Consider the following 15,864-nt stretch of genomic DNA (forward strand, 5'->3'; position numbering starts at 1 on the left):
TACCTCGTGCGATGTCCGGGCGTTGCCAACCCAGTTGGTGGCGCCCGGATCACCGTTATGGGGCGGGCAACCTGTCGGTGCGGCGTGAGAGGCTAGACGCCGTTGGGAGGGGACTGTGGCGCTCGCGCTCTACCGCAAGTACCGGCCGCGGACATTCGCCGAGGTGATCGGCCAGGAACATGTGACCGAGCCGTTGTCGCAGGCCTTGCGCAGCGGTCGGCTTCACCATGCCTACCTGTTCTCCGGCCCACGGGGCTGCGGCAAGACCTCCAGCGCGCGCATCCTCGCCCGCTCGCTCAACTGCGAGCGCGGCCCGACGCCTGAGCCCTGTGGGGTTTGTGAGTCGTGCCGGGCGCTCGCGCCCGACGGTTCCGGCTCGATCGACGTGATCGAGATCGACGCGGCCAGCCACGGCGGCGTCGACGACGCCCGTGAGCTGCGTGAACGCGCTTTCTTCGCGCCGGCCTCCAGCCGCTTCAAGATCTATGTGATCGACGAGGCGCACATGGTGTCGACGCAGGGCTTCAACGCGCTGCTCAAGTTGGTCGAAGAGCCGCCCGACTACGTCAAGTTCATCTTCGCGACCACCGAGCCCGACAAGGTCCTCGGCACGATCAAGTCGCGCACGCACCATTACCCCTTCCGGCTGATTCCGCCAGGAATCTTGCGGCCTTATCTCGAGCAGCTCGCCGAGGCCGAAAAGGTGAAGGTCGAGCCGCCGGTCTTCCCGCTGGTGGTCCGGGCCGGTGGTGGCAGCGCTCGTGACACCCTGTCGGTGCTCGACCAGCTGATCGCCGGCGCGGGTCCGGAGGGCGTCAGCTACGGGCGGGCGGTGGCCCTGCTCGGGGTGACCGACGCCGCGCTGATCGACGAGATGTGCGACGCGCTGGCGGCCAGCGACGGCGCGGCGGCTTACGGCACGATCGACCGGGTCGCCGAGGCCGGCCACGACCCGCGCCGGTTCGCATCCGACCTGCTGGAGCGGCTGCGCGACCTGATCGTCATGCAGCAGGTCCCGGAGGCCGCGGCCAAGGGCCTGATCGACGGGCCGGCCGACCAGCTCGAGCGGATGAACGCCCAGGCACAACGACTCGGCCCGGCGACCCTGTCCCGGTGCGCCGACATCGTGCACAACGGCCTGATCGAGATGCGCGGCACCACCGCCCCCCGCCTCCTGCTCGAACTGATCACCGCGCGGATGCTGCTGCCGACCGCGGACCGGGCCGAGAGCGACCTGCTCCAACGGCTCGAGCGCATGGAGCACCGACTGGCGCTCGGGGGCGACCAGGGCTTCGCGTCAGAAGAGCCTTCCGATTCGCGGCCGGCCGTGCTCGCCGGCCGGGGTCCGGGCGCAGCCCGGCAGCCCGGCACCGCCGGTGAGGCGGCCCCGGCCGACCGGGGCGCGACCGACCCGGCTTCTACGGACGGCGACCCGCCCGCGGGCGGAGGCCTCGCCGCGGCCCGCGCGGCCGCAAGTCGTGGAGCGGCCGCGGCTCGCGCCGCGGCGAGCGGCGGAGCCACTGGGGCTCGCGCCGCGCAGGGCGGCATTGCGGAGTCCGGTGGTGGCGCGGCTGCGGCTCGCGCTGCGGCGGGCGGTGGCGCGGATGTCGGTGGTGGCGCGGCTGCGGCTCGTGCTGCGGCGGGCGGTGGCACGGACGCGGATGCGGCGTGGCACCGCGCAGGTGGCGGTGCCGCTGCGGCTGGTGGTCGCGCAGGTGCTGGCGGTGGCGCTGACGCTGGCGCTGAGGCGGACGCGGCGTGGCACGGCGTAGGTGGCGGTGCCGCTGCGGCTGGCGGTGGCGCGGATGAGGCCCGATCTGGCAGTTCTGCCGAGGCCCGCGGTGGCGTGGATGCGGCATGGCCGGTCGCCGGCGGCGAGGCCGGTGTGGCTCATGCCGCGGGCGGTTCCTCCTTCGCGGCTGCGCGCGATGACGTTGCCGGAGGCGGCCCGGACGAGGCGCGGTCGGGCGGGGGTTCCGGACGTGCGGCGGCCGACCGCACTGGCGGGAGCGCACGCCGCACCGAGATCGTGCCCGACGACCAGATGGCGTCCGGCGACGGCGATCAGCGACCGCCCTCCGACGCGCGGGCGCCCGACAACCGCCCCGGACGGCCACAGCCCCACGGGACCGACGCCGATGAATCCTCGAGCAACGGCTATGACGAGCGGCCCCGCCGGGTGCCGCCGCAGGCGGTGATGGCCGACCCCGCTACGCCGGAGCCGGTAATTCCTGAGGCTGGCGGGCCGGATGCGCTGGACGCGGCCGCCGTGCGGCGGGTCTGGGACGAGATCGTCGCCATGGCTCGGCGCGACAACAAGAGGATTGCCGCGCTGGCCAGCGAGGCGACCGTGCGCGACATCGACGGCGATACGTTGGTGTTGACCTTCCGGCATTCGTTCCACGCCCGCACCCTCGCCGAGAATCGTGAGCCGTTGTCGGATGCGATCTATGAGGTGCTCGGCAGCCGTTGGCAGATTCGCTGCGAGTTGGCCGGTGACGAGCGGGCCACTGGTTCCGGGGCAGGCCCCGCGCCTGCTCGGCCGTCCGGCGGCCGCGAGCCGTCCGGCGACTCCTCGGCGGCCGGCGGTCGGGCGCCCGGTCGCGAACGGGGAGCGCGGGAGCGCTCGTCGAGTGCTCGGGGTGAGAGCGGCGCCTCCGGCGACCGCTCGTCCGATGAGGATCACCCGGCCGGTTCAGCTACCCGATCCGCGCCGGCTACGGCCGGAACAGCCCGCGCCGACCGGGGACCGGATCCAGCTCGGCCCAGCGACGGCGAGCGGCCTCGCGTAGAGCGCAGCCCGGTCGCGACTGCCGAGGGCGAAGCGAGCCCAGCGGCCAGGGCCACCCCAGCCCAAGCCGAGCAGCAGTCGGACCGCGCCGCGACAGCACCAGCGGGACGCGCGGACTTCGCAGCGGCCACGGCGCACAGCGACGAGCGGGCGGCGGACCGGCCCGCGTCGGGACGCCCGCCAACCGCAAGCCCAGCACCGGACGTGAAGGACACGGACGGCCACGGCCTGGCAACGAGCCCGACACCCGACGCGAGGGAAGCAGGCGGGCGGACCACCTCGGCGCCGGCGAGCCCAGTCCGCCAGCCGGGTGCGTCCGCATCTCGCGCGGACAGGCCGACCGCGGACCGGCGTCCCCCCGCGCGGCCGGCGGCACCCGCCCCACCACCGGCGACCGACGAAGAAGAGGACTGGCCGGAGACCGCCCTACCAGGCGGTGTGGCAGCCGACTCGGAATGGCCTGAGACCGCGATCGCCTCACCACCGACCCAGACCGCCGCGGCAGCGGTAGCCGCTCCGGTCGCTGTAGCGGCGGCCCCAGCCCCGGTGCAAACCCGCCCGACACCACCGGCCGGAGGCGGCGGTGGTGCGGCGGCCGCCGCCCGGGCCGCCGCCCGAGCAGCCGCGGGCCGCGGCAACAAGACGACAACAACAGCACCACCAGCACCCCAGACCAAGGCCGCGGATGCCGACTGGGCGGCTGAGCCGCCGTTCGACCCGGACTACGACACTCCGGGCAAGGCGGCCCGGTTCGAGGGATTCGACCCGGGAGACGAGCCGACCGACGACGTGATCGACGAGAAGACCGCGCGGCAGAGCAGTGAGCAGCAGGCATTCGCGCTTCTGCACGAGGCTCTCGGTGCCGAACGGATCGGCGAGATCGACCTCAAGTAGCCGCAGGACCGCACCTCGCCAGCGATCGGCCCGATCACCCCACTAGTCTCTAAAGGGACCGACGGACCCGACGAAGGAGTCACCCGTGCGCCCCGGTGGACAGCCCAACCTGCAGCAGCTCATGAAGCAGGCGCAGAAGATGCAGCAGCAGATCGCCGACGCGCAGGCCGAGCTCGCTGAGGCCGAGGTGACCGGCACCGCCGGCGGTGGGCTGGTCACGGCCACCCTGAGCGGCACCGGCGAGGTGCTTAGCGTCAAGATCGACCCCAAGGCGGTCGACCCGGACGACGTCGAGACGCTCGAGGACCTGGTGGTCGCGGCGCTGCGCAACGGCACCGAGGCCGTGCGCACCCTCACCGAGGAGAAGATGGGTCCGGTCAGCGGCGGCATGGGCGGCCTCGGCCTGCCCGGCTTCTAAGAGCAGCCCACCGTGTACGAAGGCGCGATCCAGGACCTGATCGACGAGCTGGGCCGCCTGCCCGGCGTCGGGCCGAAGAGCGCCCAGCGGATCGCGTTCCACATCCTCTCGGCCGACCCGGCCGACGTCACCCGGCTGGCCACGGTGCTCAACCGGGTCAAGGACCAGGTGCGCTTCTGCACCACCTGTTTCAACGTCGCCGAGTCGGAGCAGTGCCGGATCTGCCGCGACCCGCGCCGCACCGACGAGTTCCTCTGTGTCGTCGAGGAGCCGAAGGACGTCGTCGCGGTCGAGCGGACCGGTGAGTTCCGCGGCCGGTACCACGTGCTCGGCGGCGCGATCAACCCGCTCGAGGGCATCGGCCCCGACAACCTGCGGGTACGTGAGCTGATGAGCCGGCTCGGGTCGGGCGAGGTCAAGGAGCTGATCCTGGCCACCGATCCGAATACCGAGGGTGAGGCCACGGCGACCTACATCGCCCTCCTGGTCAAGCCGATGGGCATCGCCGTAACGCGCCTGGCCAGCGGGCTTCCGGTCGGTGGCGACCTGGAGTACGCCGACGAGATCACATTGGGCCGTGCCTTCGAGGGCAGGCGTGCGGTCTGAGTCACTTCCCACGAGCGGGAAGCCACAAATAACTACAACTTAGACACATCGAATGCCCGTACATCGGGCATATCGGGGCAAGCTGTCCGGTTCGATGCCCGGGGTCAATATGACACTGGCCGAACCGTGTGCCAGCATGACCGTCACACCGAAGACGTTTTCACGTCCGGGCACAGCGTCATCCCCCGATTACCCGAGGTTCCGAGTTGGCAGGTCACATTGTCATTACGGGCAGGCCTGAAGTTGGTTACGCCCCTTCCCCGCCCTTGACGCTGAGCGACGACGCGAGAAATTGTTCGGTACGCAGCGACACGACGTCGCTGACGTTCGCGCGCCCGTTCGGCTCACCCCAGTCGAGCGGTCATCACGAACTCTCCACGTACGCGCCAACCGATCGGTTGTCGACGCGGCGGGGGCCGGTCCGTCCTGCGGGTCGCACGGTCACCTGCGCGCGGCGGCCGGGGAAAGGACCGGGCAGCTGATGGTCGTTGGCCCCGACGCGTCCATTTCCGATCAGGTCCCTGTCGGAGAGCCGCCGGCTGAAGCCGCGGGCTCCACGAAGACCATCGAAGGACGTTCCCTAGGCCAGATCGCCTGGCGCCGGCTCAAGCGGGACAAAGCCGCTATGGCCGGCGGCATCGTGATCATCCTGTTGATCCTGATCGCCCTCTTCGCGCCGCTCATCGTGCACGCGTGGGGCTACGACCCCAACTCCTTCCACCAGGAGACGATGGATCCGGCGACGCAGGCGCCCACGTCGACGTTCCCGTTCGGGGCGTTCGACTCCAAGCACCTGATGGGTGTCGAGCCGCCGTTCGGCCGCGACATCTTCAGCCGGGTTCTCTACGGCGCGCGCATCTCGCTGCTGATCGCCTTCCTGGCGACCCTGCTCTCGGTGGTCATCGGCGCGACGCTCGGCGTCATCGCCGGTTACCTCGGCGGCTGGGTCGACACGCTGATCAGCCGCGCGATGGACCTCTTCCTGGCGTTCCCGATCCTGGTGTTCGCGATCGCGCTGGCCGGTGTCATCCCGGACAAGGCGTTCGGACTCTCCGGCGACACGCTCCGAATAGTCCTACTGATCTTCATCATCGGCTTCTTCAACTGGGGCTACATGGCTCGCATCGTGCGGGGCCAGACGCTCTCGTTGCGGGAACGCGAGTTCGTCGACGCGTCCCGGAGCCTGGGTGCGCGCAGCGGCTACATCCTGCGCAAGGAGCTCCTGCCGAACCTGGTCGCGCCGATCCTGATCTACGCGACCCTGCTGATCCCGACCAACATCCTCTTCGAGGCGGGCCTGTCCTTCCTGGGCGTCGGCATCCGGCCTCCGACGGCGACGTGGGGCGGAATGCTCAGCGAGGCGGTGCGCTACTACACGATGCCGCACTTCATGTTCTGGCCTGGCCTGGCGATCTTCATCACCGTGCTGGCCTTCAACCTCTTCGGAGACGGACTCCGCGACGCGCTTGACCCAAAGACGCGATGAGCGAGCAACGGTTCCACAACCCGAAGCCCCACCACCTCTCAACCGAAGGGGAGCAGTAGATGAAGAGAAGGATGGTGACTGGCGTCGCCGTTGGCGTCGCAGCCGCCCTCGCTCTCGCCGCATGTGGCGGCGGGGGCACTGATTCCACCACGGACAACGCCGGCGGTGGCACCACCACGGCAGCGTTCGACGCCGCCAACGGCAAGGTGTTCAACCCTTCTGACAAGAAGGGCGGAACGCTGAAGATGGCGATTTCGTCGGACTGGGACTCGGTCGACCCGGGCGACACCTACTACGGTCTCTCCTGGAACCTCGCCCGGCTCTACACCCGTTCGCTGACCATGTTCAAGGTCGGCCCGGGCAAGACCAGCAGCGAGCTGACCGGTGACCTCGCCGAGGGCCTGGGCGTGCCCAGCGACGGCGGCAAGACCTGGACGTACAAGCTGCGTCAGGGTCTGAAGTTCGAGGACGGCACCCCGATCACGTCGAAGGACGTCGAGTACGGTGTGTCGCGCTCGCTGGAGAAGGCGACGCTGGTCAACGGCCCGACCTACTTCAACGACTTCCTCGACCTCAAGGGCTACAAGGGCCCCTACTCGAGCAAGGGTCAGGACAACCCGGCGATCGACACGCCGGACGACCAGACCGTTGTCTTCCACCTGAACAAGCCGTTCGGTGGCTTCGACTACTTCGCCCAGATCCCGGCGACCGCCCCGGTTCCGGCCGGCAAGGACACCGGTGCGAAGTACAAGGAGCACGTGGTCTCGTCGGGCCCGTACAAGTTCGAGAGCTACTCGGCCGGTAAGGGCTTCAAGCTGGTCCGCAACGACCAGTGGGACCAGTCCACCGACCCGAACCGCAAGGCGCTGCCGGACGCGTACGACGTCACCATCGGCGCCAACGCGGACGACATCGACAACCAGATCATCGATGGTTCGCTCGACGTCGACATCGCCGGCACCGGTGTGCAGCCCGCGGCTCTGTCCCGCGTGCTCGGCCAGCCGGACATCAAGGCCCGCGCCGACAACCCGCTCAGCGCGCGTCTGAACTACGTCTCGATCAACCCGAACGTCCCGGCTCTCAAGAACATCGAGTGCCGTAAGGCCGTCGAGTACGCGGCGGACCGCACCACCTACCAGACCGCGTACGGCGGCCCCCAGGCCGGCGGCGAGATCGCGACGGGTCTCCTCCCGCCGCAGCTCCCGGGCTTCCAGAAGCTCGACGTGTGGTCGGCCGGCGCGGACAACAAGGGTGACCTCGACAAGGCCAAGGCCGCTCTGCAGGCCTGTGGCTCGCCGAACGGCTTCGAGACCAACATCGCCTACCGGGCCGAGCGTCCGAAGGAGAAGGCGACCGCCGAGGCGCTGCAGCAGTCCCTCCAGCGGGTCGGCATCAAGCTCACGCTGAAGCCGTTCCCGACCGGTGACTACTTCGCGCTGTACGCGGGCAAGCCCAGCTACCGCAACTCGAACAACCTGGGCCTCATGGTCAACAGCTGGGCGGCGGACTGGAACGACGGCTTCGGCTTCCTGTCGCAGATCGTCGACGGCCGGGTCATCCGGGACACCGGTGGCTCGTCCAACCTGAGCGTCAACATCCCCGAGGTCAACACGATGATCGACCAGGCCATCGCGGAGACCGACACCGCCAAGCGGGACGCCCTCTGGGGCGCCATCGACAAGCGGGTCATGGAGGAGGCGGTGATCCTGCCGGGCGTTTGGGCCAAGCAGGTCACGGTGCGTTCGAAGAACACCACCAACGTCTTCGTCAACGACGCGTACGGCCAGTACGACTACCTGTCGATGGGCGTTCAGTAAATCTCCGTCTAGAGCTAAACCCCTTGGTTAGCAAGCACCCCAAGTGAGGTAGGTGAAGGCGCGCGGCGGTCGGCCCGTCCCGGTAACTCGGGACGGGCCGGCCACCGGAGCCGAACTCCGTGGTCACGTACATCATCCGGCGCCTGTTCGGTGCCGCGCTGACGTTGGTCATCGTCAGCATGATCACCTTCGGCATCTTCTACCTGGTGCCGCGTTGGGCCGGCGGCACCGCCGAAGACCTGGCGTCCCGCTATGTCGGCCGCACGGCCAACCCGGAGCAGGTCGCCGAGGCGGCGAAGGGGCTCGGCCTCACTGACAACTTCTTCGTGCAGTACGGGGACTGGCTCAAGGCCATCTTCGTCGGGCGGCAGTTCCACTTCGGTGGGACCACGTACGACTGCTCGGCACCGTGCCTCGGCTACTCGTTCATCGGCCGTAACCCGGTGCTGCCCGACATCCTCGACCGCCTCCCAGTCACCGCCTCGCTCGCCTTCGGCGCGGCGATCATCTGGGTGATCTTCGGTGTCGCCACCGGCGTGCTGTCCGCCCTCAAGCGGGGCAGCATCTTCGACCGCGCCGCGATGGGCATCGCGCTCGGCGGCGTCTCGCTGCCGATCTTCTGGACCGGCCTCGTCTCGCTGGTCATCTTCAGCTACACGCTCCACTGGACCAAGCCCGGTGGCTCGTACACCCCGATCGAACAGAATCCGGGCGAGTGGGCGTACAGCCTGCTGCTGCCCTGGATCACGCTCGCACTGCTGTTCTCCGCGGCCTATGCCCGGCTGACCCGTGCGGGCATGCTCGAGACGATGGGCGAGGACTACATCCGCACCGCGCGGGCCAAGGGCCTGCGCGAACGGACCGTGGTCACCAAGCACGGCTTGCGTGCCGCGCTGACCCCCATCGCGACCATCTTCGGCCTCGACGTCGGCCTGCTGATGGGCGGCGCGGTGCTCACCGAGAGCACCTTCTCGCTGCCGGGCATCGGCAAGTACGCGATCGACGCCATCAACGCCAACGACATGCCCAAGGTGATGGGATTCGTCATCTTCGCCGCCGGCTTCGTCGTCATCGCAAACCTGATCGTGGACGTGGTGTACGCGGTCATCGACCCGAGGGTGAGGCTGGCCTGATGCCTGCTCCAGATGCCTTCCTCGATGTGCGGGACCTGCGCATCCACTTCCCGACCGACGACGGCCTGGTCAAGTCCGTCGACGGCCTGAACTTCAAGCTGCAGCGCGGCAAGACGCTCGGCATCGTCGGCGAGTCCGGCTCCGGCAAGTCGGTGACCAGCCTCGGCATCCTGGGCCTGCACAACAAGCGCAACGCCCGGGTGTCCGGCGAGATCCTGCTGGACGGCACCGACATCGTCAGTGCCGACCCGGAGGAAGTGCGCAAGATGCGCGGCCGCCGGATGGCGATGATCTTCCAGGACCCGCTGTCCGCGATGCACCCGTACTACACGGTCGGCCACCAGATCGTCGAGGCCTACCGGGTGCACAACAACGTGTCGAAGGCGGTCGCGAAGAAGCACGCGATCGACCTGCTCGGCCGGGTCGGCATTCCGCAGCCGGACCGCCGCGTCGACGACTACCCGCACCAGTTCTCCGGCGGCATGCGGCAGCGCGCGATGATCGCGATGGCGCTGTCCTGTGACCCGGAGCTGCTGATCGCCGACGAGCCGACCACGGCCCTCGACGTCACGGTGCAGGCGCAGATCCTCGACCTGATGCGTGACCTGCAGGAGGAGTTCAACTCCGCGCTGATCATCATCACCCACGACCTGGGTGTGGTTGCCGAGCTCGCCGACGACGTGCTGGTCATGTACGGCGGCAAGTGCATCGAGTACGGCTCGGCCGTGACCATCTTCGAAGAGCCGGAGCACCCGTACACCTGGGGTCTGCTCGGCTCGATGCCGCGGCTCGACCGGGGCGTGACGAACCGGCTCATGCCGATCAAGGGCACCCCGCCCTCGCTGATCAACGTGCCGTCAGGCTGCGCGTTCCACCCGCGTTGCGCCTACGAGCCGCAGACCGGCGGTCGGGGTACGACGGAGGTCCCGGAGCTGGTCGAGTCCGGCCGGGGCCACCTGGTGCGCTGCCACCTTCCGGTGGCCGAGCGCAAGCGGATCTGGCAGGAGCAGGTCCGCCCGAAGTTGGAGGCAGGATCATGACGGAGAGCATCGCCCGGGAAGGCGTCGCCACGCAGACCCCGAGCAAGGAGGCGCTGCTCTCGGTGACCGGGCTGCAGAAGCACTTCCCGATCACCAAGGGGCTCCTCAAGCGTCAGGTCGCCGCGGTCAAGGCCGTCGACGGCATCGACTTCGAGGTCTTCAAGGGCGAGACGCTCGGCCTGGTCGGCGAGTCCGGCTGCGGCAAGAGCACGACCGGCCGACTGATCACCCGGCTGGCCGAGCCGACCGGCGGGAAGATCACCTTCGACGGCTCCGACATCACGCACCTGAAGACCGGCGCGATGCGGCCCTACCGCCGCGACATGCAGATGATCTTCCAGGACCCGTTCTCGTCGCTGAACCCCCGGCACACGGTCGGCGCCATCGTCGGTGCGCCGTTCCACATCCAGGGCGTCAAGACCGAGCACGGTGTCAAGCGCGCGGTGCAGGACCTGCTCAAGCTGGTGGGCCTCAACCCGGAGCACTACAACCGCTACCCGCACGAGTTCTCCGGCGGTCAGCGGCAGCGCATCGGCATCGCCCGCACCCTGGCGCTCAAGCCGAAGCTGATCGTCGCCGACGAGCCGGTGTCCGCGCTCGACGTGTCGATCCAGGCCCAGGTCGTCAACCTGCTCGAGGACCTCCAGGAAGAGCTCGGCCTGACCTACGTGGTGATCGCGCACGACCTCTCCGTGGTGCGGCACATCTCGGACCGGGTCGCGGTCATGTACTTGGGCAAGATCGTCGAGGTTGCCGATCGCGAGTCGCTCTACAGCAACCCGCGGCACCCGTACACGGTCGCGCTGATGTCGGCGGTGCCGGTCCCCAACCCGCGCCGGCGCGCGTCCAACCAGCGCGAGCGCGTGCTGCTCACCGGCGACGTGCCGAGCCCGATCGACCCGCCGTCCGGCTGCCGGTTCCGCACCCGCTGCTGGAAGGCCCAGGAGATCTGCGCGACGACAGAGCCGCCGCTCGTCGTCCGTGAAGGCGACGCACCAGGCCACCAGACGGCTTGTCACTTCCCGGTCGCTGACAACGAGGAAGTCGTCGGCCGCACCAAGACGGCATAAGAGCGGCTGGATCAAGAGCCGGTCGCGGTCCCGGGTTCGCCGGGGGCGCGACCGTTGCTCCCGCCGGAGACCGCTCCGCTTCGCTGCGCTGCCAGGTCCGCGGTGGGTTGCGGCAACGTCTTCAACCCGCCGCGACCGCGCAGGCCGCGGTGGGTTGCGGCAACGCCTTGGCCCGCCGGGACCGCGGAGGCTGCGGTGGGTTGCGGCGACGGCTTTAGCCCTCTGGGCGGTTCAGTAGCGCCAGCGCGATCGTGTGCACCGCGTCGAGGTCGGCCGGGTCTTTCAGGCTGGCCTTGCCGCCGGTGACGGCGTACCACTCGGCGGCGTCCTTGTACTGGACCTTCAGCGCGACGGTGCCGTCGGCCAGCTCGGTGCGCAGGGTCAGGTCGCCGGTCACTACGCCGACTTCGTCGGTCATGACGCCGCCTGGGCCGGCGGTCAGGTCGGACTGTTTCGCGGTTGGCTCCGTCATGGGCAGGTCTCCAGCATGTCGGCTAGCGCGTTCTTTTCCGCGGTGGTCACTGTCAGCTTCCAGTAGTGCTTGACGGTGATCCAGTCTTGCGCGTACTCGCACCAGAAGTCGCGGTTGCTCGGCTTCCACTGCGACGGATCCTGGTCACCCTTTGCCCGGTTGCTGTTGAGCGAAACCGCCAGCAGCTGGGGGCGCTCCAGGTCGTTGGCGAAATCGCCCCGTGCCTTGTCCTCCCACTCGTCAGCACCTGAGCGCCAGGCGTTCGCCAGCGGCACCATGTGGTCGATGTCGACATCGGACGGGTCCGTCAGCGTGCGGTTGTCATAGACGCTGTCCCAGCGCCCGCCGACCACATTGCACCCGCTCACCTCGACGCCCGTGCCGTCGCGGTGCAGCACCGTGTCACGGACGTCACAGTTCTTGCCGGCCTTGCGCCAGTGCGGGAATCGATCGCGGCTGTAGCCCTTCATCGAGGCCGCCCGGGCCACGGTCAACTGGTCGAGCAACCGGGTGGCTTCGGTGGCCGCCGGACCCGTTTCGGTGGCTCGTGGGCCGGCCGAACCCGGCTCAACCGGGACGCAACCGGCGGCGGCGGTGAGGACGAAGGCAGCGGCCAGGACATTGAGGATGATGCGGGGGGTACGCACGTACTAATCGTGCGCCCCGTCCGCCACCCAGGCCAGAACCTCCGGTCCCTTCGGCGAGTCAGTGGTGGTCCGTGACCGCGCGGGGCAGATTGGGCACATGACCACGCCCATCCCTCTCGAACTGAAGTCGGCAGCCGGTCGGGGCGTGCTCTTCTCCACCATCCTCGCGTCGGGCATGGCGTTTCTCGACGGCACCATCGTCAACGTCGCCCTGCCGCACATCGGCGCCGACCTGAACTCGACGGTCGCGGGTCTGCAATGGACCATCAACGGCTATCTGCTGACGCTGGCCGCGTTCGTGCTCCTCGGCGGCTCGCTGGGTGACCGGCTCGGGCGCCGCAGGATCTACGTGATCGGCATCGTCTGGTTCACCGTGGCGTCGGTGCTGTGCGCGCTCTCGCCGACCATCGGCATGCTGATCGGCGCCCGGTTCCTGCAGGGCGCCGGCGCGGCGCTGCTCACGCCGGGCTCGCTGGCGATCATCCAGGCGTCGTTCCGGTCCGAGGACCGCGGTCGCGCGATCGGCATGTGGTCCGGCTTCTCCGGCATCTCCACTGCGCTCGGCCCGTTCGTCGGTGGCTACCTGATCGACGCGTTGTCCTGGCGCTGGGCCTTCCTGATCAACGTGCCGCTCGGCGTGCTGGCGATCCTCGCGTCGGCCAAATGGGTGCCGGAGAGCCGGGCGCCCGCCGAGAACACCCGATTCGACGTGACCGGCGCCGTGCTGGCCGCGCTGGCTCTGGCCGGCATCACCTTCGCGTTGATCGAGGCGCCGGACGACGGTTGGGGCGCGCCGTTGGTGGTCGGGGCGGTCGCCATCGGCGTGGTGTGCGCGGTGGCCTTCGTGCTGGTCGAGCGCCACAAGGGCGACGCGGCCATGACGCCGCCCGCGCTGTTCCACAGCCGGGTATTCACGGTACTCAACCTCTACACCGTGGCGGTCTACGGCGCGCTGAGCGGCCAGAGCTTCTTCCTCGCCGTGATGCTCCAGAACGTCGCCGGGTACGACGCTTTCCAGACCGGCCTGGCCACGCTGCCGTCGACGGTCCTGATGCTGCTGCTCTCGGCCCGCTCCGGTGAGCTCGCGACCCGGATCAGCCCGCGCTGGCAGCTCGCCATCGGCCCGGTGGTCGCCGCGGTCGGGATGATCCTGCTCCGCCGCGTCGGACCGGACACCAACTACCTCACCGACGTGCTGCCAGGGGTGCTGCTCTTCGGCCTCGGCCTGGTCACCCTGGTGGCTCCGCTGACAACCGCCGTGCTCGGCGCGGTCAGCATGGAGCACTCGGGCATCGCGAGCGGGGTCAACAACGCGGCCGCCCGGGCCGGCGCGCTGATCGCCATCGCCGCGTTGCCGTTGCTGGTCGGCCTGACCGGCGCGGCGTACGAGGTGCCGGCCGAGCTCACGTCGTCGTTCCGCTCGGCGATGCTGTGGTGCGCCGGGTTGATGGTGGTCGGCTCGGTGTTAGCCGTGGTCTTCTGCGGTGGCGTCGTGGCGGCCATGTGGCACCGCGCGGTCACGGTCACGACGACAGCCACCCACTCCGTGCACCCGGTGCAGGACCGTGCCGACGTCTGAACAGGCCGGAGCCCGGCACCCAGGGTTCGGGTGCCGGGCTCCGGTCTTTCCGGGATCGCCGGTTACTTGCGGGCGCGGTTGACCGCGCTGGTGATGGCTCGCATCGAGGCGTTGACGATGTTGGGGTCGAGGCCGACGCCCCACACGGTCTCGCCGTCGACGTCGCATTCCACGTAGGCGGCGGCTCGGGCGTCGCCACCGGATGACATGGCGTGCTCGGCGTAGTCGAGCACCCGTACGCGGATGCCCATGCTCTGGATCGCGTTGACGTAGGCGTCGATCGGACCGTTGCCGACCGCGGTCAACACCCGCTGGACGTCCGAGTACTCGACGGTCGCCTCGACCTCGACCTTGTCGTCGACCGTGGCCGTCGCGTACCCGTGCAGCGTGATGTCGTTGGTCCGCGCGGTCAGGTATTCCGCCGCGAAGATCTCCCACATCCGCTCGGGCTCGACCTCGCCGCCCTCGTTGTCGGTGTGCGCCTGGACCACGCCGGAGAACTCGATCTGCAGGCGACGCGGCAGGTCGAGGTTGTGCTCCTCCTTCATGATGTACGCGACGCCACCCTTGCCGGACTGCGAGTTGACCCGGATGACCGCCTCGTAGGTGCGCCCCACGTCGCGCGGGTCGATCGGCAGGTACGGCACGCCCCAGGTGAAGTCGTCGATCGGCACACCGGCTTCCTTGGCGTCCCGGCCGAGGGCGTCGAGGCCCTTCTTGATCGCGTCCTGGTGCGAGCCGGAGAAGGCGGTGTAGACCAGGTCACCGGCGTACGGGTGGCGCTCGTGCACGGGCAGCTGGTTGCAGTATTCGACGGTCCGCTTGATCTCGTCGATGCGGCCGAAGTCGATCTGCGGGTCGACGCCCTGCGAGAAGACGTTCAGCCCGAGCGTGACCAGGTCGACGTTGCCGGTGCGCTCGCCGTTGCCGAACAGGCAACCCTCGACCCGGTCGGCGCCGGCCAGCACGCCGAGCTCGGCGGCGGCGACCGCGGTGCCACGGTCGTTGTGCGGGTGCAGGCTCAGCACGACGCTGTCCCGCCGGGGCAGGTTGCGGTGCATCCACTCGATCGAGTCGGCGTACACGTTGGGTGTTGCCATCTCGACGGTCGCCGGCAGGTTGATGATCAGCGGCCGGTCCGGCGTCGGGTCGATCACGTCGATGACGGCCGAGCAGACCTCGAGCGCGTAGTCGAGCTCGGTGCCCGTGTAGGACTCCGGCGAGTACTCGTAGAAGATCTCGGTGTCCGGGGTGTGGATCTCCGCGTACTTCTGGCAGAGCCGCGCACCGCTCGTGGCGATGTCGGTGATGCCGTCCTTGTCGAGGCCGAACACCACCCGGCGCTGCAGCGTCGAGGTCGAGTTGTAGAAGTGGACGATCGCGCGCTTGGCGCCGCGCAGCGACTCGAAGGTGCGTTCGATCAGGTGCTCGCGGCACTGGGTCAGCACCTGGATCGTCACGTCGTCCGGGATCATGTCGTCTTCGATGAGCTGTCGGACGAAGTCGAAGTCCGTCTGGCTGGCCGACGGGAAGCCGACCTCGATCTCCTTGTAGCCCATCTCGACCAGCAGGTGGAACATCCGGCGCTTGCGCTCGGGCGACATCGGGTCGATCAGCGCCTGGTTGCCGTCGCGCAGGTCGACGGCGCACCAACGGGGCGCGGTCTCGATGCGGCGGGTGGGCCAGGTGCGGTCGGGCAGGTCAACGCCGAACTGCTCGTGGTACGAGGCGTACCGCCGGAAAGGCATGCGGCTGGCACGTTGGCGGGCGATGGGATTTTCGGACGTTACGTCAGACATCGCGAAAAAGCTCCTGAGGCTGGAGAAGAGTCATGGGCGCCGTCGGGCGGCTAGAAAACCTGGGTTCGGTGCAGCGAACGGACGGCGCGACTCAGCTCCGCGACGGGGTGCC

The 15,864-nt window shown here is 69.2% G+C and carries 10 protein-coding genes and 2 pseudogenes; 9 read left to right on the plus strand and 3 right to left on the minus strand.

Going from position 1 to position 15,864, the window contains the following annotated elements; genetic code table 11:
* Nucleotides 1-115 precede the first annotated feature (115 nt).
* From AB0J88_RS00465 to AB0J88_RS00500, 8 genes are all read left to right on the plus strand, one after another.
* Complete coding sequence (locus AB0J88_RS00465) at nt 116-3,685, plus strand: DNA polymerase III subunit gamma and tau (RefSeq protein ID WP_364354173.1); 3,570 nt, start codon at nt 116-118, stop codon at nt 3,683-3,685.
* A 109-nt stretch (nt 3,686-3,794) separates the two neighbouring features.
* Nucleotides 3,795-4,103 carry a YbaB/EbfC family nucleoid-associated protein gene (locus AB0J88_RS00470; protein ID WP_364354594.1) on the plus strand — a complete coding sequence of 103 codons (309 nt, stop codon included), beginning with the start codon at nt 3,795-3,797 and terminating at the stop codon, nt 4,101-4,103.
* A 12-nt stretch (nt 4,104-4,115) separates the two neighbouring features.
* A complete protein-coding gene (gene recR, locus AB0J88_RS00475) occupies nt 4,116-4,709 on the plus strand; it encodes a recombination mediator RecR (RefSeq protein WP_364354176.1) in 594 nt (197 codons plus the stop codon).
* 481 nt (nt 4,710-5,190) lie between these two features.
* Nucleotides 5,191-6,195, plus strand: a complete 1,005-nt coding sequence (locus AB0J88_RS00480) for an ABC transporter permease (RefSeq protein ID WP_364354179.1) — start codon at nt 5,191-5,193, stop codon at nt 6,193-6,195.
* A 59-nt stretch (nt 6,196-6,254) separates the two neighbouring features.
* Nucleotides 6,255-8,012, plus strand: a complete 1,758-nt coding sequence (locus AB0J88_RS00485) for an ABC transporter substrate-binding protein (protein ID WP_364354182.1) — start codon at nt 6,255-6,257, stop codon at nt 8,010-8,012.
* A gap of 119 nt (nt 8,013-8,131) precedes the next feature.
* On the plus strand, nt 8,132-9,145 hold the full coding sequence (locus AB0J88_RS00490; RefSeq protein ID WP_364354185.1) for an ABC transporter permease: 1,014 nt from the start codon (nt 8,132-8,134) through the stop codon (nt 9,143-9,145).
* Nucleotides 9,145-10,185, plus strand: a complete 1,041-nt coding sequence (locus tag AB0J88_RS00495; protein WP_364354188.1) for an ABC transporter ATP-binding protein — start codon at nt 9,145-9,147, stop codon at nt 10,183-10,185. The genes AB0J88_RS00490 and AB0J88_RS00495 overlap by 1 nt, the downstream gene beginning before the upstream one ends.
* A complete protein-coding gene (locus AB0J88_RS00500; protein WP_364354191.1) occupies nt 10,182-11,255 on the plus strand; it encodes a dipeptide ABC transporter ATP-binding protein in 1,074 nt (357 codons plus the stop codon). The genes AB0J88_RS00495 and AB0J88_RS00500 overlap by 4 nt, the downstream gene beginning before the upstream one ends.
* Before the next feature lie 214 nt (nt 11,256-11,469).
* On the opposite strand, the pseudogene AB0J88_RS00505 reads toward AB0J88_RS00500, so the two are convergent.
* Both AB0J88_RS00505 and AB0J88_RS00510 read right to left on the minus strand, forming a co-directional pair.
* Nucleotides 11,470-11,712, minus strand: a pseudogene (locus AB0J88_RS00505) (hypothetical protein); the annotation flags it as partial.
* A gap of 11 nt (nt 11,713-11,723) precedes the next feature.
* The gene (locus tag AB0J88_RS00510) at nt 11,724-12,374 is read right to left on the minus strand and encodes an HNH endonuclease family protein (protein ID WP_364354194.1); all 651 of its coding nucleotides are present in this window, start codon (nt 12,372-12,374) and stop codon (nt 11,724-11,726) included.
* A 97-nt stretch (nt 12,375-12,471) separates the two neighbouring features.
* On the opposite strand from AB0J88_RS00510, the pseudogene AB0J88_RS00515 reads away from it, so the two are divergent.
* Nucleotides 12,472-14,035 (plus strand): annotated as a pseudogene (locus AB0J88_RS00515) (MFS transporter).
* Here AB0J88_RS00515 and leuA read toward each other — a convergent pair.
* Nucleotides 14,016-15,752 carry a 2-isopropylmalate synthase gene (leuA, locus tag AB0J88_RS00520; RefSeq protein WP_364354197.1) on the minus strand — a complete coding sequence of 579 codons (1,737 nt, stop codon included), beginning with the start codon at nt 15,750-15,752 and terminating at the stop codon, nt 14,016-14,018. The pseudogene AB0J88_RS00515 and the gene leuA sit on opposite strands and share 20 nt — an antisense overlap.
* Nucleotides 15,753-15,864: the final 112 nt, after the last annotated feature.

This window comes from Asanoa sp. NPDC049475 (assembly GCF_040676915.1).
In the GTDB taxonomy this organism is placed as follows: domain Bacteria; phylum Actinomycetota; class Actinomycetes; order Mycobacteriales; family Micromonosporaceae; genus Asanoa.